At 48.7% G+C, this 22,187-nt stretch carries 18 protein-coding genes and 4 pseudogenes; 6 read left to right on the forward strand and 16 right to left on the reverse strand.

The features are described 5' to 3' along the window. Positions 1 to 211: 211 nt before the first annotated feature. The 5 genes from AC6I8D_RS02420 to AC6I8D_RS02440 form a co-directional block, all read right to left on the reverse strand. Positions 212 to 1,216: a hypothetical protein gene (locus AC6I8D_RS02420; protein WP_497819596.1), complete on the reverse strand. Its 1,005-nt coding sequence runs from the start codon at positions 1,214 to 1,216 to the stop codon at positions 212 to 214. A 296-nt stretch (positions 1,217 to 1,512) separates the two neighbouring features. Then, positions 1,513 to 2,055, reverse strand: a complete 543-nt coding sequence (locus AC6I8D_RS02425) for a hypothetical protein (RefSeq protein ID WP_497819597.1) — start codon at positions 2,053 to 2,055, stop codon at positions 1,513 to 1,515. 66 nt (positions 2,056 to 2,121) lie between these two features. Beyond that, complete coding sequence (locus AC6I8D_RS02430) at positions 2,122 to 3,825, reverse strand: serine/threonine protein kinase (RefSeq protein WP_497819598.1); 1,704 nt, start codon at positions 3,823 to 3,825, stop codon at positions 2,122 to 2,124. A 13-nt stretch (positions 3,826 to 3,838) separates the two neighbouring features. After that, positions 3,839 to 4,558 (reverse strand): TerY-P anti-phage system serine/threonine phosphatase, encoded by a 720-nt coding sequence (locus AC6I8D_RS02435; RefSeq protein ID WP_497819599.1) that lies wholly within the window; start codon positions 4,556 to 4,558, stop codon positions 3,839 to 3,841. A gap of 7 nt (positions 4,559 to 4,565) precedes the next feature. After that, a complete protein-coding gene (locus tag AC6I8D_RS02440; protein WP_497819600.1) occupies positions 4,566 to 5,399 on the reverse strand; it encodes a TerY-P anti-phage system-associated VWA domain-containing protein in 834 nt (277 codons plus the stop codon). Positions 5,400 to 5,867: 468 nt separating this feature from the next. On the opposite strand from AC6I8D_RS02440, the pseudogene AC6I8D_RS02445 reads away from it, so the two are divergent. Together AC6I8D_RS02445 and symE are read left to right on the forward strand one after the other, a co-directional pair. Beyond that, a pseudogene (locus AC6I8D_RS02445) lies at positions 5,868 to 6,968 on the forward strand (IS3 family transposase). A 322-nt stretch (positions 6,969 to 7,290) separates the two neighbouring features. Beyond that, entirely contained in the window at positions 7,291 to 7,623 is a 333-nt protein-coding gene (symE, locus tag AC6I8D_RS02450; RefSeq protein ID WP_497819601.1) for an endoribonuclease SymE, read from the forward strand. A gap of 42 nt (positions 7,624 to 7,665) precedes the next feature. Here symE and AC6I8D_RS02455 read toward each other — a convergent pair. Both AC6I8D_RS02455 and AC6I8D_RS02460 read right to left on the reverse strand, forming a co-directional pair. Beyond that, positions 7,666 to 7,866 (reverse strand): annotated as a pseudogene (locus AC6I8D_RS02455) (hypothetical protein); the annotation flags it as partial. Between the two features lie 113 nt (positions 7,867 to 7,979). Further along, positions 7,980 to 8,852, reverse strand: a complete 873-nt coding sequence (locus AC6I8D_RS02460; RefSeq protein WP_497820642.1) for a phosphorothioated DNA-binding restriction endonuclease — start codon at positions 8,850 to 8,852, stop codon at positions 7,980 to 7,982. Positions 8,853 to 9,618: 766 nt separating this feature from the next. On the opposite strand from AC6I8D_RS02460, the gene AC6I8D_RS02465 reads away from it, so the two are divergent. From AC6I8D_RS02465 to AC6I8D_RS02475, 3 genes and pseudogenes are all read left to right on the forward strand, one after another. After that, entirely contained in the window at positions 9,619 to 10,134 is a 516-nt protein-coding gene (locus AC6I8D_RS02465; protein WP_497819602.1) for a DUF2778 domain-containing protein, read from the forward strand. Then, positions 10,115 to 10,636 carry a hypothetical protein gene (locus AC6I8D_RS02470; RefSeq protein WP_497819603.1) on the forward strand — a complete coding sequence of 174 codons (522 nt, stop codon included), beginning with the start codon at positions 10,115 to 10,117 and terminating at the stop codon, positions 10,634 to 10,636. The genes AC6I8D_RS02465 and AC6I8D_RS02470 overlap by 20 nt, the downstream gene beginning before the upstream one ends. Position 10,637: 1 nt before the next feature. Continuing rightward, positions 10,638 to 10,757: pseudogene (locus AC6I8D_RS02475) on the forward strand (type VI secretion system tube protein Hcp); the annotation flags it as partial. A 68-nt stretch (positions 10,758 to 10,825) separates the two neighbouring features. Here the strand turns inward: AC6I8D_RS02475 and AC6I8D_RS02480 are convergent. After that, entirely contained in the window at positions 10,826 to 12,049 is a 1,224-nt protein-coding gene (locus AC6I8D_RS02480; RefSeq protein WP_497819604.1) for an anaerobic sulfatase maturase, read from the reverse strand. 142 nt (positions 12,050 to 12,191) lie between these two features. Further along, a complete protein-coding gene (locus tag AC6I8D_RS02485) occupies positions 12,192 to 13,922 on the reverse strand; it encodes a sulfatase family protein (protein WP_497819605.1) in 1,731 nt (576 codons plus the stop codon). Positions 13,923 to 14,856: 934 nt separating this feature from the next. On the opposite strand from AC6I8D_RS02485, the gene AC6I8D_RS02490 reads away from it, so the two are divergent. After that, the gene (locus AC6I8D_RS02490) at positions 14,857 to 15,552 is read left to right on the forward strand and encodes a helix-turn-helix domain-containing protein (RefSeq protein WP_312055213.1); all 696 of its coding nucleotides are present in this window, start codon (positions 14,857 to 14,859) and stop codon (positions 15,550 to 15,552) included. Here the strand turns inward: AC6I8D_RS02490 and AC6I8D_RS02495 are convergent. From AC6I8D_RS02495 to AC6I8D_RS02525, 7 genes and pseudogenes are all read right to left on the reverse strand, one after another. Continuing rightward, on the reverse strand, positions 15,541 to 16,125 hold the full coding sequence (locus AC6I8D_RS02495; RefSeq protein ID WP_497819606.1) for a beta/alpha barrel domain-containing protein: 585 nt from the start codon (positions 16,123 to 16,125) through the stop codon (positions 15,541 to 15,543). The two genes, AC6I8D_RS02490 and AC6I8D_RS02495, sit on opposite strands and share 12 nt — an antisense overlap. After that, positions 16,115 to 17,008, reverse strand: a complete 894-nt coding sequence (locus AC6I8D_RS02500) for a 2-dehydro-3-deoxygalactonokinase (protein ID WP_497819607.1) — start codon at positions 17,006 to 17,008, stop codon at positions 16,115 to 16,117. The genes AC6I8D_RS02495 and AC6I8D_RS02500 overlap by 11 nt, the downstream gene beginning before the upstream one ends. Further along, positions 17,005 to 17,901 carry a dihydrodipicolinate synthase family protein gene (locus AC6I8D_RS02505; RefSeq protein ID WP_312055210.1) on the reverse strand — a complete coding sequence of 299 codons (897 nt, stop codon included), beginning with the start codon at positions 17,899 to 17,901 and terminating at the stop codon, positions 17,005 to 17,007. Before AC6I8D_RS02505 ends, AC6I8D_RS02500 begins: the two co-directional genes overlap by 4 nt. Next, a complete protein-coding gene (locus AC6I8D_RS02510) occupies positions 17,895 to 19,058 on the reverse strand; it encodes a mandelate racemase/muconate lactonizing enzyme family protein (RefSeq protein ID WP_497819608.1) in 1,164 nt (387 codons plus the stop codon). The genes AC6I8D_RS02505 and AC6I8D_RS02510 overlap by 7 nt, the downstream gene beginning before the upstream one ends. Positions 19,059 to 19,075: 17 nt before the next feature. Continuing rightward, complete coding sequence (locus AC6I8D_RS02515; RefSeq protein ID WP_244175125.1) at positions 19,076 to 20,317, reverse strand: MFS transporter; 1,242 nt, start codon at positions 20,315 to 20,317, stop codon at positions 19,076 to 19,078. A gap of 386 nt (positions 20,318 to 20,703) precedes the next feature. Further along, positions 20,704 to 20,907, reverse strand: a pseudogene (gene uhpT, locus AC6I8D_RS02520) (hexose-6-phosphate:phosphate antiporter); the annotation flags it as partial. Positions 20,908 to 21,020: 113 nt separating this feature from the next. After that, a complete protein-coding gene (locus AC6I8D_RS02525; RefSeq protein WP_312055208.1) occupies positions 21,021 to 21,992 on the reverse strand; it encodes a hypothetical protein in 972 nt (323 codons plus the stop codon). Between the last annotated feature and the right edge of the window lie 195 nt (positions 21,993 to 22,187).

Genomic DNA, 22,187 nt, shown 5'->3' on the forward strand with positions numbered 1-22,187 from the left:
ACTGCTATGCAGCTCGCAAAAAAACAAACGATGATTGTAATGGGGTAAGGGGCGGGATGCCATGAGAAATGGCAATATGTCAGAAGGTTCGGCCAGGGTGATGCGGCATAAGCTTGTCTCGTTTTCATCATCCAGATCTTGATGCTAATTTAGCGGATCCAGGGGCAGCTTATGTACCCGACCCAGACTGGTAGGGTCAGGATAAGTACCGCTATGTTAGGCTTTGATCCTCTGCATGTGTAGATGAAAGATTGCTCTCTTCAGAGGGGTTAAGCTCATAGTAAATCGCTAGTTGTCGCAGGTTCGATATCTCAAGGTTGATAACGGGCTTTCCTGATCGATCTTTTCTTTCAGAGACATCTGGGTTTAACAAAAAGACCCGAAAATATCTCACATTTTCTGTTGCCAAAATTTCTTCAACATAATGGCCGAACCGCCCTTTATCCATAAGGTTCTTATCGATATATAGACGAATAGGTTTATCGTCATGTTTATCGAAGAAGTTAATAAGAAAACCACGACCATAGCGTTTAACTAAAGAGCCACCGCCGAAAATGACACCTGCGTATTGGTTTGTTAGCCCTTTCTGAATATGCGTTATATATTCATGGAAATAAACCTTCCCATAGTTTTTGACTCTTAGCCTTAATGCTCTGAACTCGTCGTATGTAAGAGTTTCCTTGGCTTCTTGCCAGGTGTCTACCAGCCGCTGTAGCTGGTTAGTTCGTGTATAACGGCTCCACTTGAGAGCTCGATCGCTAGACAAATCATCGCCTTTGACGAGATTGTTTACCTGTGAACGTGCTGTAAGCTGTCCTGATTTCTTTTGCTCAGAATCTTCATCATCAGTACAAGGATCGAAGCAATTGATAAAATCATTTAGCTTCTGCCAAGCTTTTCTTTCGTTGTAATCAGTCTCTGTCTCATCAGGCTGACGGACCTGATCCGTTTCCTCAGTAAATTGCATCCATTCACATCCCTGATGGTGGGGATGTGGAGAACGAAAATGTGCAACCTTGAATTTTTTTCCGTCTTCCGCTTTGACATGATAGTTGACGCCACTAATGGTGACACTGCAGTTGTGATCGCTGCAGGAGAAAGTGAATCGTTGTCTGTCGTTCGGCTTTCTTGAAAAGAATTCTGTTCTTGCTTCATCAATGGATACACATCTTTCTAACTCATGGCAATAAGCAAAAATTACTTTGGTCTTTGACATTTCTCCTCCATGATGTTTTAGGTAAAATCACTTTATCTTTATGAAATGACTGTTTTTAAAAGTTTTAACCAGATCTTTCTTCATCTGTTTAACTAGCTCATCAGCATACGCTTCTGCTATTTCTTTCCCTTTCGATTTCGTAACGATAAGCAGAGATGTGACGTCGTTTTCCCTTCCGCAGTTGGCACAAACAACAAAGCTATGACTCGGAGGCGTGTAACCCTCGCAAGGTAAGGCAAACTGCTCCGAACGACAGAATGCACAGCGTAGTCGGATCGTTTTTTTGAGATCTTCCATCATCCCATTAGACCAGGTAGAGAACCAGCGAGACCTCCAACAATAGAGCCAACCAAAGGGTGTTCTAAAAATTTAGCAAGACGGCTTTTGGCTTCCTGCTTTTCTTCGTCAGAAGCTGAAGATAACTCGATCTGCTGAAGTAATTGGTTAAATACATTGTGAATGTTTTGTGTATTACCATTACCAACCTGCGCTGGCCCATGAACATTTAGCGTCGCGATTTGCATGCTGACTCCTAACTCGTAAGAACGGTTTTTCCCATGTTTTACTGATATAGCCCGGCTCTGGCCTTCTTCTGTCAGGGATACATGTTCAAAATCTCCATAGTCCTTACGTAGAAGAGAACGGAAATGGCAGATGTTGATGATTTTGAACAGATACTCTTCCGACCAGTGATGCCGCTCGTCAATAGCAATGCGATCGTTCTGGCCCATATCAAATCCAAATGAAACAGTTTTGATCGTTTCACCGAGGTTTTCCATGTCATCGTTCATATATGTTAAAAGAGTATCTATATCTGACTGAATTTTCTCTGCATCCATTTTTTACCTTATTTTTCGATATTTAGGAAACAAGCATTGTGTTAAGCAGAACGCTCGCCTTGATAATTAATGCAACAATCTCGAAAGCCATTTGAAAATCTTTACGATTACTTTTGTCTTAGAATTCTGTTGATTTGAAGTAACAGTCTTACTCGGAATGTTTTGAGCTGGTGATGCCGGCTGAGAAGCTGATGTTATCGTCGGTGCCACATAATGCGTTGATGATTTATTAGGCACAATATGCTGAGTTTGCGCTCTTGCTGGCGATGCAGTCTGTGTAGAAGCCCGTAACTTGCTGAGGATTGCCTGGTTTACAGTCGTTGCATTAGTGCTCATAGGCTTAGGAGTTGAAATGGTGCTCTTACCCTTAATGCGCTCCAGGGCTTCCTGGTTTCTGCTAGTAGAAGTTAATGTTTGTCGACTATCGTTTGGCCCAGCAAGACGCCAACGGGCATCTGTTTCTGAAAGAACGGTCATTTGACCGATAGTCGTTACTGTAATTGAGATATGTGAATATTTGTATTTCCCGCTAACGTAAGGCGGTTCCATAAGACCGACTACACTAATCCATTTCCCGATCCATGAGGCATCGGGTTTTGAAGGTATAGCGCTAATGCCTTCACTCCATATTGATATTTTAAAGATATTACCGCGCCAATCTCCGAAATTAACAAAGATGTATGGTTTGCCATTTCGGGTCTTATTGAGTTTGACGTCAATAATCTTTCCGATAACTTCAACTTTATCACCAACTCGCTGAAGGCAGGCACTGTACTCTAGGGCTGATAATACTGTGTAGGCACCGATGTAACCGGGCTTAAGTCTGCTGCTTGGTATATCCCCATTCATACAAATAGTTGCTAGGGATACGGGAATGTTTCTGCCAGCAATGAAGTCATTAAGGGAAGGTGTTTTTTCCATCGCGGAAGCGCAGACTGCGGCAAAATTCTTTACATGGGGGGAAAGCTGTTGAATGCCCGAAAGCATCCCTAAGATGGAAGATGAACTAGGATCTACAAAGTCATTAGCTCGGAAAATGATTGCATCCAGTTCCGAATTTGATTTATCCCAAATGGACGGATCGATTTGCAAGGCTTTAAGAGCTAGCCAGAGCGTAATGAGTGAGAAACGGTCCAGAGTGTGATTGAACGGATTCGTTGCTTTACGGCGAGGATGCTGAAAATTGACATGTCCCAGCTCCGAGCTTCCTAATGTCTTAATCTCATCAACGAACATTCCGTCATAGTCGATTAACTGGACGGTTGCACCTCCGTCGGAAACCATCAGGTTTCCGGTCTGGAAATCACCATGTGCTATTTTTTCTTTTTCAAGGTAGGCAGCAAGTGATTCAATCGATGCAGATAGTTTCGCTATTGCTTGCGCAGAACGCCTGTTGACCTCCAGGAATTCTCCAAGTGTCTCTCCCTTGGCCCATGCCATTTTGACAATAGGGTAAGATATTCCTTCGACTTTGATCCCTTGGGGCTGAAACTGGAAGTCGAGAAAATAGGGGGAGCGAAGGCTAGAAATTTTCCTCGAGATAGCCTCGTAACGGTGTTCTAAAGCCTTTGACTCTCTATGAAAACAACGAACGGCGTATTTCTTAACACCTGATTTGATCGTATAGGTCAGCGCAAAGCCACCGCTGATGGCCAAGGGTAGACCCAACCCTGTCGTGGCAACGGAGCCAGATTTCAATTCAGGATCGATTAACAGCTTACTATGTAGCTGAAACGCTTGGTTGTATTGTTCAAGAGACGGGTAAGGCATCTTTCTTTCCGCGTTAAAACGATAGTACAAGCAGCGTTGAGTCGTCGATATGCATACGTTTTGCTGCACGCTCTCTCAGAACTAACTCTGCAAGCTGTTCCTCAGTTTGCAGCGAAAGTAATTCGATAAAACCAGAATCCTCTGCCAGCGCTTGTTTCAGTGCCCATTCGCCGAGCGCATCTGTCATACAGAGGAGTTTGGGTTGGGTGAGTTTTTCAAGGTAAAAAGTTTTCCCATGCCGTGTCCAGAAAGTGCTTCCACCGACGAAATCGTTATGAGCGGACAACGTAGCAAGGAGTGTTGGCCGCTCATTAAATTTATCTGGATTATCGAAAGGCCATGCGCAAATGAGTTTCCCGCAATCAACCAGCATGGTGATGCTATCTCCAATAGCAAGAATTTCTACCGCCTGATGCTCTTCAAATTCCTCTACACCTATTAGTGTCGCAAAACTGCCTCTTTCGAATGCCGCTTGCTTGGACCAGGACATAGAAGGAAAGTCATGCGTGGCAGAATATTCCGCTAAAGCAGAAGCTACCCATTCAGGATTTACTTTCGGATCTGAAATAAATTTACGAGCAAGAAGATCGGCCCATAACTTTGAGCTGAAGGACTCGCTCGCGCCATCACATAGAGCCAGCCTTCTCTCATCTTCGGAGAAGGCAAATTTATCTTCATTCGCCTCAGGGTATCCAGGATCTTTTGGAACTGTCCCTAAGAACTCCAGTTTCATTGCTGAATCAACGCAGCTGAGAAGCGCGAGTTCCGATGTCGAAGAAATCGACGAGTTCGGCAGCCTCAGCATTGAACATAAATCCACGAGATTCGATACCGACCGTATGACCTTTTTCCTGCGCGAAACGCACCAGATGTTCCGGAAGAGGGCTGGACATACGGAAAAGCAGCTTAGCGTAGGCATCCGGTAAGCCAGCGTCAGAGGAGGGGAATCTGATTGGATCATTTCCGAGGGAACTGACATGGATATTAAGAATCAGAACTTCACCGTCATTGGTGCGAATTTGTCGTAGATGATTGGCAATCTCTTCCGGGTCACCGTCGTTTGATTCGCCGTCAGTCACATGCAGGATAGTCGGAGGATAGCAATCCGGATGGGCATCACACCAAGTCACCAACTCTTCGGCGGCTCTGGTCAGGGCTTCACGCATAGGCGTGCCGCCGCTAGCAATAGGATCGAACCATACTGGAAACTTAATTGCTGTCTCGATGATTCCGCCTGCTCCATCATCCATCTTACGTTTGCGATCTTCTACTCTGGCTGGATTCTGTTCGAGAGCAGAAATTGGATTGAGAACTTGTCCTCCCAGCGGTCCAGAGAAGCCATTAAAAACCCCTTGACCACCATAACCTAAAACACCAATTTCGAAATAGTCACGCACCCCTTCCGACTTTGTACAGCGAGTGATTAGGTTCATTAAAGTTCGATTAAGCGCATCGGCGACAAACTCAGCCTTGCTTCGACCGGAGGACATTTTGTCTGACATCGAGCCAGACTGATCGACGACGAAAAGAAATGCTGCAGGGTTATTACGACTGATCTGAGCTTCGTAAGCCATATGTCTTTTTCCTCTTTGAGATTATTCCTATCGTATCAATTTGTTAGACAATTGCGAGAAATGCCCGAAGAACAGTTGAAATTTTTAGTCGGGTCTTGACAAAAATCACACTAAGCCATGCTCTTGAGAGGGTGATTAACATACCGTGCTAATTATTAGAATTTTAATAGTTAGAATTTTTCAAATGATCCAGCCTGCTTATTGATCGCTACAAGTAATGGCGTATATCCAGTCCGCACATTGCGGACATACCTTTTCACCATTCCAACAGATATGGCACCAGCAGCGTTGCCAGTTTTGTATCGTCGTTTTACAGGCTAACAGACGTGGCTTAATCGCTCTGACTGAGGAGTGCGCAGTATGTGGTGATTTTTTACCACCCGTCATACAGCCACAGTGACCTGCTCCCCGTTGATTAGTACACCCCGATGTTAGTAATGCCTTCATAAGCCGCATGAGGATATCTCTATGAAGAAGCGTTTTTCCGACCAACAGATCATCAGTATTCTCCGCGAGGCTGAAGCCGGGATTTCTGCCCAGGAACTCTGCCGCAAGCACGCTATTTCAGACGCCACCTTCTACACCTGGCGCAAGAAGTATGGCGGCATTGAAGTCCCTAAGGTGACGCGGCTTAAATCGCTTGAAGAGGAGAGCGCCCGACTCACGAAGCTGCTTGTCGAAACCATGCTTGATAAGGAGGCGCTTCAGGTAGCTCTCGGGCGAAAGTACTGACGACAGACCCGAAGGGGGACGTTGTGGTGTTGATGTGTGATGCGACCGGTCTGTCGCAACGTCGTGCCTGCAGACTTACCGGTTTGTCTCTGTCGACCTGCCGTTATGCTGCTCAGCGTCCATCTGTTGATGCTCATTTGTCAGGGCGTATTACTGAGCTGGCGCTTGAACGCAGACGTTTTGGCTATCGGCGCATCTGGCAGTTATTGCGTCGTGAGGGCCTTCACGTCAATCACAAGCAGGTATATCGCCTTTTCTACGTTAACGGACGAAGCGTAAAACGCAGGCGACCGAACGGTTTCCGCTTCTGCGCCCGAATGCGCCGAATGTGACCTGGTCGATGGATTTCATTATGGACGCACTGGCCACCGGTCGCAGGATCAAGTGCCTGACCTGCGTGGATGATTTCACAAAGGACTGTCTGACAATTACCGTGCCTTCGGGATTTCAGACGTGCAGGTCACGCGTATTCTGGACAGCATTGCGCTGTTTCGCGGCTATCCGGCGACGATAAGAACCGACCAGGGGCCGCAATTTACCCGCCGCGCACATGATCAATGGGCCTTTGAACATGGCGTGGAGCTGCGGCTTATCCAGCCGGGCAAGCCGACCCAGAACGGATTTATTGAGAGTTTTAACGGATGCGTTCGCAATGAATGCCTGAATTAGCACTGGTTCAGCGATATTGTTCACGCCATGAAAACGATTAATAACTGGCGGCAGTATTATAACGAGTGCCGTCCACATTCGTCGCTGAATTACCAGATATCATCTGAATTTGCAGCGGGCTGGAGAAATAGAAAATTAGAAGTTAATCAAACTGACATTACTAACTAATCTTGTATCTAAGTCTGGGGGCTGGTCACTAGAATAAAATTTAGTAGCGTTACGTGCAGCCAGAACAGGTAAAAAAGCCTCACGTAAAAAACCCTGACACTTATTTTATTGCGCACCTTGCTGGTGCGCCTCTTATTATTTCCTGCCAGATAAACCTGACGCTTTATATTCAAATGGTTTTATAAATGGCGTATTTTCGCTGTTTTAAGCTGGACTTCCCGTCTCTTTCCTGATGATATATACAGGTATTTAGCGCGGCACGGATGTGCGCCAACACACCGGCGCCGCTAATCACAATCACTATTTCAAAGGAATAGTAATCATGACTGACGCCCATTCTATTGCACAACTGTCTGAACCAGAAGTATATCCGGAAAATAACCACCAATTAACTGTTGGCTATGCAAGTCGCTATCCGGATTACAGCCGGATACCCGCCATCACAATGAAAGGACAATGGCTGGAAGCTGCTGGCTTTGCCACTGGCACAGCAGTAGACGTAAAGGTAATGCAAGGCTGTATTGTGCTCACCGCCCGGCATAACGACAGTGAACTGATGCAGTCGATGCGCCAGGTGTGCAGGCTGTCAGCGCGGAAACAAAAGCAGGTGCAGGAGTTTATTCAGGTCATTGCCGGTAAACAGAAAGTCGTCTGAATGAGTAACCGCTCCCGACATCGCATCGGGAGCGGTTAACTATCAGGACGCGATCACTTCAACCAGCACATCAGTTGCCCAGCTTTCTTCACTGTTGACCACATTTCCCTCCTTGCAGGACAGCGCCATATTGCCTGACCGGAAAGAAACGCTATCGTTGAAGTCAACGTTATACCACTTTGATGCAAAGTTAATGCGCCAGTTGCCCATTCCCTGAACAAAATGGATCTTTAATGTCTGACCACATTTATCATCGGGATAAATTGAGGTTCATTTAATCTGTTAGGCTTATGACACACTCGATATCCTGAAATAGTTATCCTGCTTTATATCGAATGTTGGATCTCTTATTCCACTCAGGACTTAAACACCTGCGTCTGATGCCACTCAATAAACTGATCTGCAGGCCACAGCATTTTATCTTTAGGCAGATGAAGTCTTTGCCCCTCAAGTGACCAGAAAAGCTGCTCCACCATCGGACTACGGTTGATTCCACCTGATATCTGAATCCTGAGATCTTCATCAATGCCGATGGCACCTTTGTCGAATGCAGAGTGGTGTACAGAACAGAGCGCCAGTCCGTTATTAACTTCACATGGTCCGCCATATTGCTTCCAGCGTATATGCGCAGCCTCCAGCCCAACCAAAGCTCCGTCCAGTCTTAAATCATACCCACAGATAGCACATTGCGAATGGTAAGCCCGTAAAATCATGTCACGAAAGCGAGGGTCGCGTGCTCTCATCAGCGTAACTAAATCGAAGCCCAGCAGTTCGGCCAGCTTTATCTGCAGGCTTTCCGGAAATCGCTCGGTCAGAATCTGCTGTGCCAGTTTATCGATCAGGGCTGGATTTTTTTGCAGAGTCTGGAAGCTGTCTTCATCAAACCCACCGGCAACCTGGTTTTCGATTAACTCTCGTTTTGTCGGCTGGATGTTCCCTTTACGTGGTTTGCAACCCTCGCTGTTTTCCAGCGTCCAGAATCCATCAGTCCTCAATCGCCAGAAAGGCATATTCGGGTAGTAATCCCGTCTTTTAGGACCAAACTCGATCAGTAATCGGGTTAACGGTTCGTGAATCTCATTGCCGTAATCAAAGAGTCGGGAATGGCCTTTCCTGTATTGAGATAAGACGTAGAGGAGCAAAAGAGGCTTGTGCGGTGCACACTGGTCACCTTTGCGCCAGACAGCGACATCGGAAATAGCGGCTTGTAGCGTTTTACCTGAGGTCATAATCGAGGGTAAGCAGAGAAAAATTACTGCGATCATGCTCTTAAAAACGAGGAGATTCAATGGGCGTAGCTCAGTCACTCAGCGTGCTGCATATGTTTTCAACCGTACCGGGTTTGGGTATTAGTCAGGCACCTGATTCGCGATCGCTGGAGCGCGTATCCATCTCAAAATTCTATCGGCCAGATAAGGTTGGGGTGCCGCCAGACGCGGCGTTAGCCAAAGTGTCTGAGCTAAAGCACAAGTTCAGAATGTGCCCGAATAAATGAACATCCACAGCCGGACGTCATCATAGCGGCTGGCCGACAAAGACAAGCCTGTCAGAATACAGGCACGACGTTGCGTCAGACTCTTTGTCTGACACCTTACTTTTATTACTTACCGCTACTGGCCTGTCGCAGACCCACCCGCCACGGTTTCCTGAACCGGCTACTGTGAAAGTTTACTGTAAATATTATTGGTTCGAATGACATGCCCATGCTTAATTGCGAAATATGATAATCATCGCAATCACTCCTCGATCTTTCCCTGAAAAATAATTTATATAAACGCTCTTATATGGAGTGGTTGTCCCGGATGAAGATAATGAAAGTAATATTGTCTTCAGAATATTAAACAAAGTGATTTAGTTATAACAACCTTGTAATAATCATTGTAAATCTATACCCCTTTTGTCCTCATTAACTTTGTAATGAGTCTGATTTTCACTATAAAGGTTGGAAAATCGCCTGTAGCATTATCAATCAACTAGCCTGAATAAGGGATGCTTATGGCGCTACATGGAAAGTTTGTAATTAATGATGCTTACTACTCACCCTTATTCTTTCCGGGCGTGGGAACGTTCTTAGCGTTCTATGGCAATGGTGCTTACCGCAATCGTGGAGCCTGTGGAATGATTTCCGGAGAGGGGCCGGTACCAGCAGGAAAATACTGGATTGTTGACCGTCCTCAGGGAGGGCTCAAATCACAATTAAATGCCGGTGTCAGGGATATTTATAACCACTTTGCCAGTGGCGCTACGTTCAGGCATTCCGAATGGTTCGCAATATGGCGGGATGATGGGACGATCGATGATTACACATGGGTAGAGAACGTCAAGCGAGGTAACTTTCGTTTGCATCCGGGCGCACTATCCGAAGGATGTATTACGCTTCCGCATGACTCTGATTATGCCATGTTACGTAACGCATTACTGAGAACGCAAAAGATAGCGGTTCCTTGTATGAAGCAACTAATGGCCTACGGAACGATTGAGGTAATTGCCAATGGCAAAAGATGCCCTTAATCTTTTTATCAAAATAGCGCTGTTTACTGCAATTATGCTGATCGTAGCTAAAGTGGTTCCCTATGATGGTTTAGTTGATGCTATAACGGCGTTATTTGATTTTCAAAGCGCACAGAGATTTACCCATTTCATTCTGGGTGAGCCTGATCCGGAGTCCTGGGAAGCGTTACAGGTTTACTTTAGTCTCTTAATAAACACACTGATCGGTGTTCCTGTCATGAGCGTGGTTCTCACTGTTTTTAAGGGCGTGACGCATAATATTGAGCTGGCTCGACTTCCTGAAGAGTGGGCTTTTTCAACATTACGCCGGTTAGCAAAGATATTCACGTTCACATGCATTTTTTGGATGCTGTTCCGCTGCCTGCCTTATCACGTTTTTTTTCCAGAAGAAGAGGTGTTTTCAGCATTTATTCTGGCGACATTGGTAGTCTTAAACCTGCTATTGACGATTGCCTGCTACAGATTAATCACCAAGAAAATGACATTCAAAAGGAGTTTGTAAAATGCCTATTCCCGCGTATATGTGGCTTAAAGATGACGGCGGCGCTGACATCAAGGGATCTGTAGACGTTAAAGATCGTGAAGGAAGTATTGAAATTGTTGGCTTTAGTCACGGCCTGAATGCTGCATTGTTATTTTTGATCCGGATTACTCAGCTAACTAAATCAAACCAGATAAAAAATGATCCCTATTACCTCTGCTGTGTCCTGAAGTACCTTCTTATCCGGCCTGGGGTTTTCCCTGCCTGCATTAATTCAATGAGGGTATTCATTGCAGGTAAGGTGTGCGTAAAATATTTTTTATAATCGCCGCAGAAGTAATTCTTGTTTGGCAGTCCATTCAGGGAGATCTCAAATCGATGTTTCGGACAGCCGCCATGGCACATGGAGCGCACTGAGCAGGTCAGACATTCAACGCTTATGTTATTCAGCTTGTCGCTGCCGAAGGTGACGTTCTGCGGTGAATTGACCAAATCGGCAATATCTGTTTGATGAATATTGCCCAGTTTGTGCTGCGGATAGACAAAGTGATCGCAAGAGAACAGATCGCCATTCGCTTCCAGCACTACGTTGCCACCACATTTTTCAGCGCTAACACAGGAGCCGATGCCACCGGTTAATTGCGTCAGCGTCTGCTCGAAATTCATCACAAATACCTCACCGAGGTCATGCCGCAGCCAGTGGTCGAATATTGTATTGAGAAAACCGCCATACGCATTGGGCGGCACCGACCATTCAGTAACCCGGCACTGGCCGCTGAAATCAGGAGCGATTAGCGTCAGGCCATCCGGCCCGGCAACACTGGCTTGCCTCTCAACCAGAGGGATGAATTGCATATACCGGCTGCCGGCACGCTTCAGGGCATGGTAAACATCAAGCGGACGTTTGACATTTTCAGCGTTGACCACCGTCAGAGTGTTAAATTCGACCTCATAGCGTTTTAACAACGCCATCCCTTTAATGACCTGATCATACGTACTGCTTCCGGCACGGGTGAGTCGGTGCGCATCATTACTGCGTCGATCGCCATCCAGCGAAACGCCGACCAGAAAATTATGCTGCTTCAGAAAACGCGCCCATTCCTCGTCCAGCCGCGTTCCATTGGTTTGCAGAAAGTTATTAATCCGCTTGTTGCCACGGTAGCGCGCCTGTAACGCCATCGCTCTTTCAAAATAATCTATCCCCATCAGCGTGGGTTCACCTCCCTGCCAGATGAAATCCACCACCTCCGCCTGCTGTGCAGCCAGATGCTGACGGATATAGCGTTCGAGTGTGTCGTCATCCATCTTCCAGTGGCTTTTTCTCTCCGGGTATAGCTGTTCCTTTTCCAGATAGAAGCAGTAACTACAGTCAATGTTGCATACCGATCCGGACGGTTTAGCAATCAGCTGAAAAGTGGTAAAAGGGCGGTTCATGGTGCTTCCTCAGGCGGGTGTTAACGCGTTATTAGTGATCCCACCCGACAGCTTTACTGCACTGGTTTAGCCGTGCATCACGGTGTCAACCGGCCCAGGGTTGTGTCAGGGCCTTTTCCCACTGTCCGGTAGGTTACTTATCTCATTGAACCGTCGACAGAGCCTGTAACGGACTCTCCTGCCAGCCATAACGCACCGCCTTAAACTGCAGGCTGGGTTTACCAGCAGGTGGCGTCAGTGCTTTGGTGTACAGCAGCCATGTTTTGCCGTCCCAGCTATAGCCAATAGAGGCATTTTCTGTCCGGTTGGTGAGGTAAATTTTGTTATTAACCGCATCCTGCGTGGCAACCGGCGGTAAAGTGATTTGCTGTTCACCCTGAGCGTTGAGAAGGTCACTGACCATCAGATCTTCTTTCACCAGATTCATGTCGTTACCGCTATCGCGCCAGTTATCCATCGCCTGGCGAAACGCGGTGAGCTGCTGCTGATAGTCAGGGTCCTGCGCGAGATTACTAAGCTGCCACGGATCGCGTTGCAGATCGTAAAACTCTTCGGTCGGGCGGGGTGCAAACCAGCTTTGCTGCGCTTTCGTCAGCTGATGCGCTTGTTCGGCTTTCACCAGCGCGCGCATGGTCATTTGTGCATCGCGGAAGGGAATGCTGATCGCGCCGGGGGTATTATCCATGTTGCGAACATACTGATAATGCTTATCGCGAATAAACAGCGAACGCATGTTGACGTTATCCATACGTCCACGAACACCGTAAACAAACTGACGGGCCGGAGCATGGCTTTTGGATAAATCAATGCCCTTCATATAGTCCGGCACGTCAGCGCTGGCGTAGCCAAGAATGGTCGGGGCCAGGTCTTCAAATGAAATTAATCGTTGGTCGACGCTACCCGCAGCCGGCCAGCCAGCCGGGCGGTATTTTTCAGGAATGTGGATCATCAGCGGTACGTGCGTTCCGGAATCATAACCTTCACGCTTTTTCCGGGGTAAACCGTCGCCATTATCTGCGGCAAAAATAACGATGGTGTTATTCCACAGCTTATCCTGCTTCAGCGTATCAATCAGATTACCCACCTGCATGTCCATCACGTGGATATTGTCATACAGGGTTGCCAGCTCTTTGCGGGTTTCCGGCGTGTCCTGATACCATGGCTCTATATTCACCCTGGCCGGATCGGTGGCGGCGTACTGATAATGTGAACGAACCTCGTCCCAGACTTTGGTTATATACTCAAAACCTTTCGGCACGTTATCTTTGGTAAATAAGGCAGATTCATGCGTGATTTGTGGGTTGAAATTCATAAAAAACGGCTTGCCCTGCAAATCATAATTACGCCACGCCGCCGGCACTAACAGATCCTTTATGTTGCTGTATTGACCATGCTGGCTCCAGAGCGAAAAGGGGCCAGTATCAGCGTGCCCTTTGGTAAATTGATAATCCGTTTTGGTATCGTTATAGGTAAAATATCCAGCACGACGCAGTAACTCCGGGTAACCCTTTATCCACGAAGGCGGAACGCCAACATAGCCTCCTCCAGGTCGGGTTGCGGTACGCATATGCTGCAGGCCGATTGTGTTAGGGAACGCACCGGTGATCAGCCCCGCCCGCGAAGGCGCAGAAACGCCAGCCATGGTAAATGCGTGAGTAAAGCGTACCGACTCTTTCGCCAGCGCATCAAGATGCGGCGTTCGCGCTACTTTGTCGCCGTAAACGCCAAGACGCGGGTTCATATCCTCGGTGAGAATCAAAATGATGTTTGGTCGAACGCTATTAATTTGCGCACTGAAATCATGCTCATTCGCAGAGGCGGCGGGGTGGAAGAGCACGCCTGAAATCATGGTAGCCAGTAACAGAAGTTTCACTGTTCTCTCCTTGTGATTCATAATTTTATTATCGCAATACCGTCTTATTAGCTGTAACAACGCGATTGTGAGTGTCTGACATCAACGGTAATCACCTGATAAATTGCTGGAAAAGTGCAAAAAAAAACCTGATTTATCGTTCTTCGTATAACAAGAAACGATAAATCAGGTTTCGCCCGATGGGTTCGGTAACGATCGTTTTCGACACTACTGACAGATATAAATATTATCAACGCATAAAATTATATTTTGAGAGCAACATCACTTAACGAAAGGCGATAAAAAAAGAGCTGCGTTTCTTATCACGTTTATGTCCAGCTGATTTAGCTCTCTTTTCAAAATAAATAACGCGTGCCTTTTATATTGTAAGTTAACGGGTGAGTTGCTGAGAAGTATTTCATCATGCTATCAATATTTCATGCCGGGAAAAAATTCGTAATCCCGACTTTACTATCGGTAAAAGAATTAATTAAGCAAAAGCGTTAATTTTTATATGGCTTCCATCGTATTCAGAATGTGGTTGTAAACTCTGCTGTTGATCATTTTTTGGAGCACGCTCAACTTCATTCTCAGCCGCCTGCCTGGAGCAATAAGAGTGTATCTGGCAGGGCCAGTGCCCGTTACAAAAGCATATCTGGTCGTGTTCTCTGACACTCTGTATGCCGATTGTATCAGCTCCAGCGGGTTGTAGGCGGTTTAACTCATTTCGGTGTCCTGAACTTCCTGTACTCATTAGCAGCGGAAACGCTGATCTCTCAACCGCAGCAGAGTTACCAATCATTCAGGTGCTAACCCGCTCCTCACAGAACCGGCTTTGAAAAGCCCATTCCTCTCAGCCTTTGAAACAGGTTCCAGATCTGACCATTGCGGGTTGCTTGCATCAGCAAAGGCTGGAGAATAACGGCATGACCCACGCCCGGACCCGGAGTTCATCATGAACAGTACCGTCTATGACGCTTTCCGCTGCCTGGAGCTGCTCGCTTCAGCGGCCCGGCCGCAGGGCATTCGTGAAATGGGACGTGAACTGGCGCTCGACTCGGCCAAAATAACGCGCCTGATGAAAACGCTGCTGGCGCTGGATATGGTGCATCGCGATGCGCGGCGCAAATACAGCCTCGGCATCGGTATCCATCGCCTCTCGGCCTACGCTATCCATAATTCAGCGTTTTATAATGCGGTAATCGGCATTCTGGAAGAGAGCGGCAACCCGGCTATTTCTATTGTTATCGGCGTCCTGAGCGGCACCAATGTGGTCTATATCATCCATACACGCGGGGGAGAAAGTATTGCCCGTGCTATCGGGAATTATCAATCCTATCCGGTGCATGACTCGGTGATTGGCATCAAATTATTATCAGCGATGAGTAATGAGGAAATTATCAGCCAAATCGGTATTCATGATTATCGGCTACTGAAAAACGATATCGAACAGGCACGCCGCCATCAGGTGTTCGCCAAAGCCTATGGTCAGCATGATTACCGACTGGCATGTAATATCCCCGGCATGCCAGCGGCCATCGCCTTATCCAATATCAACAGTGAAAAGATGGACGTTGAGATGTTAAGTTTGTACCTGATATCAGCCGCGAAAAAAATCAGTGGCGAACCACTGACTATATTAAATCAATAATTTACAGCGCTTCGCCGTTTCGGCAACCGACTGCCCGGGCCTGTACAACGACGAACCTATCCCGACGCTGTCATAGTGAACCAGATAGTCAGGCGCATTATCCACCGTTATCCCGCCGACCGCTGAAAACCGTACCGGCTGAGAAAGCGGGCCTTTGATCAGTTGCGGATAATTAACCGGCAATGCGCAGGCCGGAAATATTTTCATCACCTCCACGCCCAGTCCGGCAGCAAGGAAAATTTCACTGGCGCTAAACACTCCGGCATAAATCGTTAATCCCTGCTTTTTCGCTTCGGCTATCAGCTGCGGATTAAGATTGGGTGTGAGAATAAACCGGGCTCCGGCGGCAAGGCTTTCATCGACCTGGCGGCTGGTAACCACCGTTCCTGCACCAATATTCAGGTGAGGACCGAAGTGCTTAACCGCTCCCTGAATACTGGATTGCCAGTCAGGCGAGTTAGTGGTGATTTCTACCTGGCTGATGTCATTATCCAGCAGGCAGCGGATATGTTGATTAACCTCTTCAGGACGAATGCCGCGCAATATAGCGATAACCTGTGAGCTAATAGCCATGACGGAATACCTCATTCAGTCCGGCTATTAAGGCGGTTTCCGCCGGCAGAAATTCTGCCGGCTGGTTTAGTGCCTCACAGGCCAGCCGGTAATGCGCTAACAGGCTTTCACTGCCGATAAAACAGATCGTCTCCGGGTCAGTCGCCCCGGATAAAAGTTCATGGCCAATCAGTAACCCGGATAGCCATGCCGCAGCCGCCTCTGCCGCGAGGGCCTTAAGGATATAACGCCCGCGACAGCGGAAAAGCTCGCTAACCAGATCGGTTTGCTGATGCTGAATACTCTGCGCCGTTTCAATACCGCTTAGAAATGCTTGATCTGACCAGCATTGCTCGGGCAATCCCTTGCCCAGCACCGAGTGGTTAAGCAATAGCGCATACAGCTCACCGGTCATCAGCGTTTGTAATCGGGTCACCTGCTGCTGCTGACGATCGACTCGGAGCCACTTGCTGTGGGTGCCGACAGCGGCAAAGTTCTGCGCAGCAGAGAGCATCAACCCGCCGGCCAGCTGCATCTCTTCGCCGCGGCAGATTTCATTCACCCGTCGGTCACAGATACCCGGGCGCAGACTCAGCGGGTTCGGGATGATCCCCGGCAGCGGCTGGCCTTTACCGAAAAGCGCGTTGAAGCTAAGCGGTAAACTGAGATAGCCCGCGTCAGCGAGGCCGATATTGCTGCCAATCATGCCGCACAATATAACCGGCAACTGTTCATCGTAAGCCTCGCTGAGCCGTAACAGCTGCTGCTGCAATATTAACGGCAAGGCATCGCGCTGGCATTTACCGACGCCGCAGTCCGCCTCGACCGTTTTGATAACCCGGCTATCTCGTACGCTCAGCGCCCGAAAATTACTGGTGCCCCAGTCGACCGCGATATAGTTCATGCCTGCCTCTCCAGTACCGCCAGCGGCAACGCATCGGTCAGTTCTTTCAGCTCCTGACGGGTAATCTCATCCAGGCTTTTTGCCGGTTCGCGGACGTAGTCACTGCTAAAAATCCCCGCCTGGTGCAGCACGGTTTTATGAATAGCCACGCCGATACCGGGCTGGACACCGTAGCGAAGAAAGGGCAGGTAACGGTAAAAATGGTTCTGGGCGGCTTTTCGATCCTGATGCCAGTAGTGAAGAATGGTATTAATCACGTCCGGGAATTCGCAGGCGGGCATCGTGCCGGTTATTCCCCGGCAGAGCTCTTCAAACAGAAAGCCGGCATTCAGTCCGCCAAACAGGCCGACCCGATCGCCTAATGCCTGTTTCAGTGCGCTGATTTTTAGCGTCGTCGGCGGCTGCTCAACTTTGATGTACTTAATGGTCGGGAAATCATTGCAAACACCGACCAGCGTTGTCACCGGCATGGTCACGCCGGTCATCAGCGGTGCATCCTGAATCATGATACCAATGCTGCACGCCTGACTGATATCCCGCCAGAAGCGGTAGAGTTCTTCCGGACCGGGTTTAACCACGGCGGGTGGATTAACCATGGCGATATCGGCACCCCAACGCTGTACCCGGTTGATCTCATCAATCGCGACGGCTGAAGAGGCACCGCCCGCCGCCGCCACCAGCGGCAAATCGCCGACCTGTTTTTTGACGCAGTAAAAAAGCGCCTGCTTCTCATCCTGGGTCAGGGCATAGCCTTCAGAGGCGTTACCAAACAGCGCCAGGCCATCAACACCCTGCTGCAACAGAAAGCGGACCAGCCGTTCAACCGAGGCAAGATCCAGCTCGCCTTGTTCAGTAAACGCGGTGGCCAGAATAGGTACGTTACCTTTTAGCATGTTGCCTCCGTCAGATGTTTGCGCAGACCATCTTCATCGATTTCAATCCCCAGTCCGGCGCCCTGTGGTAACTGATATGCGCCTTGTTCACAGACCAGCGGCTGTTTAAGTAACTGATTAGCCACGTTGAAAACCGGAGGCTGGAACTCAAGCATGAACAGATTAGGAATAGCGGCAGCGGCATGGATTGAGGCGGCGATACACGGCCCCTGACCCACGCTCAGATGAGGTGCTACACGCAGGTTCCAGGTTTCCGCCAGCGCGGCGATATGCATCAGTTCACTGATACCGGTACGGCCAACATCAGGTTGCAGGATGTCTGCGGCGCGTTGCTCAATCAGCGGCTTAAACTGGTAGCGGGTGCGTTCCGTTTCACCCAGCGCAATGGCTATCGGGCTTTTGGCGCGCAGTTCACGATGACCGGCAACATCTTCTGGCAGCAGCGGCGCTTCAAGGAAGCCAACACCAAGCGCATGCAGGCGCTGTGCGAGTTCACTCGCTTCGGTAACGCTGTAATTCCAGTGGGCATCAACGAACAGCTGTGCTTCCGGGCCGAGCGCGTCACGGATAACTTTTACATTGTGGATGTCTTCGCTGACGCCATAACCCAATGCCAGCTTAAAGGCGTTGAACCCCTTTTCCTGCCAGCGTCTGGCCAGCACCGCGCGGGATTCCAGATCCGGTTCCGGCAAGCCGGAGACATAGCAAGGAATGGTCTCGCGGTAGGCTCCCCCGAGCAGTTGATAAACCGGCAAATTGAGGATCTGGCCTTTAAGATCCCACAGTGCGATATCCACGGCGGCCAGCGCATCAATATGGTAGCCAGTGATATGGCCGCGATCGCGCATCGCATCGTACATCCGTGAATTCAGCACGGCGCTATCGAACGGCGAACGACCAATAATTAACGGCCTGAACAGCTGATTGATCAGTTCAGCAATCACCTGCGGCACCACCGGTGCCAGCGCCTCGCCCCAGCCGACGTGGCCGTCGCGGGTGGTAATCTTTACCAGGCAGGTTTCCATTTTGCGGGAATAGACGCAGCGGTATTCAGGGCGATAATAATAATCCGCTTCATCGCCAGTGGCGTTGCCGCCCAGATAGATCTGGTCAGCGGCAATTTTCAGCGGAAAGCACTCAACCTGACTGATTTGCATATTAACTCCGGTTCAGATTAATCAAGGATTTTGCCGGCGGTCTCTTTGGCGAACCACACCGCAATAAAAGAGACGAGGGCAGTGATCATCACGTACCAGGCGGGAGAGAGCGGATCGCCGGTCCAGGCAATCAGGCTGGCTGAGGCCAGAGGCGTTACGCCACCAAACACCGCCACCGTCAGGTTGTAGGCGACGGCAATGCCGCCGTAGCGAATCGCAGTGGGGAACAGTTCCACCATCGCTGCGCCGCAGCCGCCGTTAAACATGGCGACAAAGACGCCCAGCAGGCTCATGGCCGCTATCGACGTCATCACCGAGCCTTGCGTCATCAGCAACATGGCGGGATAGGTCAGCAGGATGAAGCCGCCACATCCCATCAGCATCAACGGACGGCGTCCCCAGCGATCGGAAAGATAGCCGGTAAGCGGCATACAGACAGCGACACTGAGCAAGCCCAGCGTGGTGATGAGATAAGAGTCGGTGCGGCTGTAATGCAGGTGGGTGGAGAGGTAGCCCGGCATAAAGGATTGCAGCACCCAGCTGCTGACCGCTTTAACCACCACAAAGCCAACGCAGAAAAGCAGGGCGCGACCGGATGAGCTGAGCGTTTTGCGCAGCGGCGATTTCTCGATCTTTCCGCTGGCCTGCAGTTTGTGAAACGCAGCTGAGTCTTCCATATTGCGACGCATGTACAGCCCACCCAGGCCGAGCGGGGCGGCAAGCAGAAAGGGAATGCGCCATCCCCAGTCGTTCATTGCGGCGTCGCCTAACGTATGGGTCAGCAGCAGTACCAGCCCCGAGCCACACACGAAGGCCATAAAGCTGAAGTTTTCGCTCCAGCAGGTGAGCGTAGCCCGCCGGTTCGGTTCGGCGCTTTCGGCCAGGTAAGTGATGACGCCGGAACTTTCACCGCCCGCAGCAAAGCCCTGCACCAGTCGGGTTATCACCAGCAGGATAGGAGCGATAATGCCTGCCTGGTGCCAGGTCGGCAAAATCCCCATCACAAAGGTTGAGAGTGAGGTAATCACAATCACCGTGACCAGCACTTTGCGCCGGCCCAGACGATCGCCCATTGAGCCAAAGAACAGCCCGCCCAATGGACGCATAAGAAAGCCGGAACCGAACACGGCGAAAGACTTTAACAGCGCGGTCGCCGGATCGGCGCTGACAAAAAAGTTGCTGGCGATAATGGCCGCCAGGGTGCCGTACAAGCCAAAGTCAAACCACTCGATAAAGTGACCTATCCCGGCAGACATCATAATTTTGGCGGTGCGTCTGGGCGAACGTTTAACTGTCGTCGGCGCGACCTCAATACCGTACTGGCGGGCTGAATGATCCATACGCTCTCCTGAAGGTAATAACGATGACCACATCGGGTGGCTGTGGGAATGAGCGTATGAGCTTTAGGCGGAGCATGCTGGAACGGGCGAGGATTGCGTGAGATGGAGCAAAGATTGAATCGTTTTTTTGCTTCACATAGTGAAGCAATGAACAGTGGGCCGGTTAAATGCGGGTATCTGCCCGGCTTCAGCCCGGTTAACTAACCTGTTAATGAAAGAAGCGGCCAGCGCAGCAGAGGACTCTTTTCTCCGCCACGCTGGCCGTTGCGATTCAATGTCAGCGGCCACTTTTCAATTACCTGACATCACGCCATCTTCAGCCGCTGCAGCCGTTTCTCGCGGCGGATTTTGCGCTCTTCCATTACCGCCACCATCGCCATCAGGCTGATACAGGCGATAGCGGCGGCGTCCAGCGCGGCAAAGGTGCCAGCCCAGCCGGTCAGACCGAAAATCAGCGTGCCGTCGGCGATCATGCCCAGACCGGGTTTGGCGAAGCTGTCGCCAATCAGAACAGGTTGCTGAACAGTCTGGCGGAATCACCCGCTGAAAAGTCACCCATTATCCTGCTTAGAGAGCTGAAAGCGATAGGTTGGCAGCCACGTTTTTAGCGAGCTAAACGTCCTTAACGCATGCTATCTTTTTTAAACCAGGGTTTTCGGGTTTCGATATCTACGGCTGTCAGACGAAACGTGTCGTTATTATATTCATCTTTAGTACAATTTAATTCGTAAAATCCCCAGTAGCCAGGGTTGGAGAAATAGAGCGTGTATTTGTCGCTATTGAAGCCAAAGTACCGCTCATCCTCCCTTTTTATTATTAATTTTCCACACTTCGCCTCATCACGCCATTCAAATCGGGTTGCGTGATCTAAAACTGATGAGAGAATATTTGCTCCCCAATGTGGAATCGCGAAAAGCACCAGTGAGACAGCCAGGAAGAAAGCGATTAACGTTGCGGTCTGATAACCTTCGGTTTTATCAGCCTGAGTAATGAATATCAGGTAGCTTACTGGCTGGAGCAGCAATGCCAGTGCCATAATTGAAAAAACAAACTTCCAGATGAATTCTGTATAAGGTACAGAGGAAATACTTAGTGCGCTGAATTGGGTAAAGTAGCTCGATGCCAGTGCATTAGTTAAGATAAAACAAAGCGGTAAGAAAAACCAGAGCGTCAGCCTGATTTTTCGAAATGAAAGATTTCCATTTTTCTCTAAATCATAAAAAGTCAGAATGCCGCCCGCAAGTGTTAATAAAATGAAGGTAAGAAACAGAAACCTGCCGGTAAAAACGAAGCCCAGCGGCAGCACTATATAAGTTAACCCAAATACTAACCACGAGAGTAACGACAGTGTACCGGCGACTTTCTTCAGAGTGCGATTCTCATATTTAAAAATAAAGGTATGAAATATTGCTAATGCTCTGTGAGGCAGAAAAATCACCGATGAAATGATAATTATCAAGCCTGCTGAACCCACTAGTTCCTTAAGGTTTTTTTCAAGACCGGAAGATCCTATGATAGTGACTAAAGTAAAGAAGATAATCAGATCTAATCTGTATTGCTGGGTGACTCGCTTTAGTTCTCGCAAAAATGGCATATTACTTCCCTGTTAATTTAACCCTGGTAGATAATATTCTATAGAATGCACGATGAAAACGGGGTAGTGATAAAATTCATTATCTTTTGACGGAGGATATCAGTTATTCAGCAGGATAAGTGAAGCCCGATGAGTAAGAATATAGTAATAAAAACGTAATGCAGCGAATCAGCCGTCATCAGCTTTAAGCAGTTA

The organism is Pantoea sp. X-Soil-MYKO-1785 (assembly GCF_059730675.1).

Bases quoted from the DNA above. Each gene is read 5' to 3' on its own strand.
- AC6I8D_RS02420 (WP_497819596.1), bottom strand. From the start codon at position 1,216: ATGTCAAAGACCAAAGTAATTTTTGCTTATTGCCATGAGTTAGAAAGA.
- AC6I8D_RS02425 (WP_497819597.1), bottom strand. From the start codon at position 2,055: ATGGATGCAGAGAAAATTCAGTCAGATATAGATACTCTTTTAACATAT.
- AC6I8D_RS02430 (WP_497819598.1), bottom strand. From the start codon at position 3,825: ATGCCTTACCCGTCTCTTGAACAATACAACCAAGCGTTTCAGCTACAT.
- AC6I8D_RS02435 (WP_497819599.1), bottom strand. From the start codon at position 4,558: ATGAAACTGGAGTTCTTAGGGACAGTTCCAAAAGATCCTGGATACCCT.
- AC6I8D_RS02440 (WP_497819600.1), bottom strand. From the start codon at position 5,399: ATGGCTTACGAAGCTCAGATCAGTCGTAATAACCCTGCAGCATTTCTT.
- symE (WP_497819601.1), top strand. From the start codon at position 7,291: ATGACTGACGCCCATTCTATTGCACAACTGTCTGAACCAGAAGTATAT.
- AC6I8D_RS02460 (WP_497820642.1), bottom strand. From the start codon at position 8,852: ATGACCTCAGGTAAAACGCTACAAGCCGCTATTTCCGATGTCGCTGTC.
- AC6I8D_RS02465 (WP_497819602.1), top strand. From the start codon at position 9,619: ATGGCGCTACATGGAAAGTTTGTAATTAATGATGCTTACTACTCACCC.
- AC6I8D_RS02470 (WP_497819603.1), top strand. From the start codon at position 10,115: ATGGCAAAAGATGCCCTTAATCTTTTTATCAAAATAGCGCTGTTTACT.
- AC6I8D_RS02480 (WP_497819604.1), bottom strand. From the start codon at position 12,049: ATGAACCGCCCTTTTACCACTTTTCAGCTGATTGCTAAACCGTCCGGA.
- AC6I8D_RS02490 (WP_312055213.1), top strand. From the start codon at position 14,857: ATGAACAGTACCGTCTATGACGCTTTCCGCTGCCTGGAGCTGCTCGCT.
- AC6I8D_RS02495 (WP_497819606.1), bottom strand. From the start codon at position 16,125: ATGGCTATTAGCTCACAGGTTATCGCTATATTGCGCGGCATTCGTCCT.
- AC6I8D_RS02500 (WP_497819607.1), bottom strand. From the start codon at position 17,008: ATGAACTATATCGCGGTCGACTGGGGCACCAGTAATTTTCGGGCGCTG.
- AC6I8D_RS02505 (WP_312055210.1), bottom strand. From the start codon at position 17,901: ATGCTAAAAGGTAACGTACCTATTCTGGCCACCGCGTTTACTGAACAA.
- AC6I8D_RS02510 (WP_497819608.1), bottom strand. From the start codon at position 19,058: ATGCAAATCAGTCAGGTTGAGTGCTTTCCGCTGAAAATTGCCGCTGAC.
- AC6I8D_RS02515 (WP_244175125.1), bottom strand. From the start codon at position 20,317: ATGATGTCTGCCGGGATAGGTCACTTTATCGAGTGGTTTGACTTTGGC.
- AC6I8D_RS02525 (WP_312055208.1), bottom strand. From the start codon at position 21,992: ATGCCATTTTTGCGAGAACTAAAGCGAGTCACCCAGCAATACAGATTA.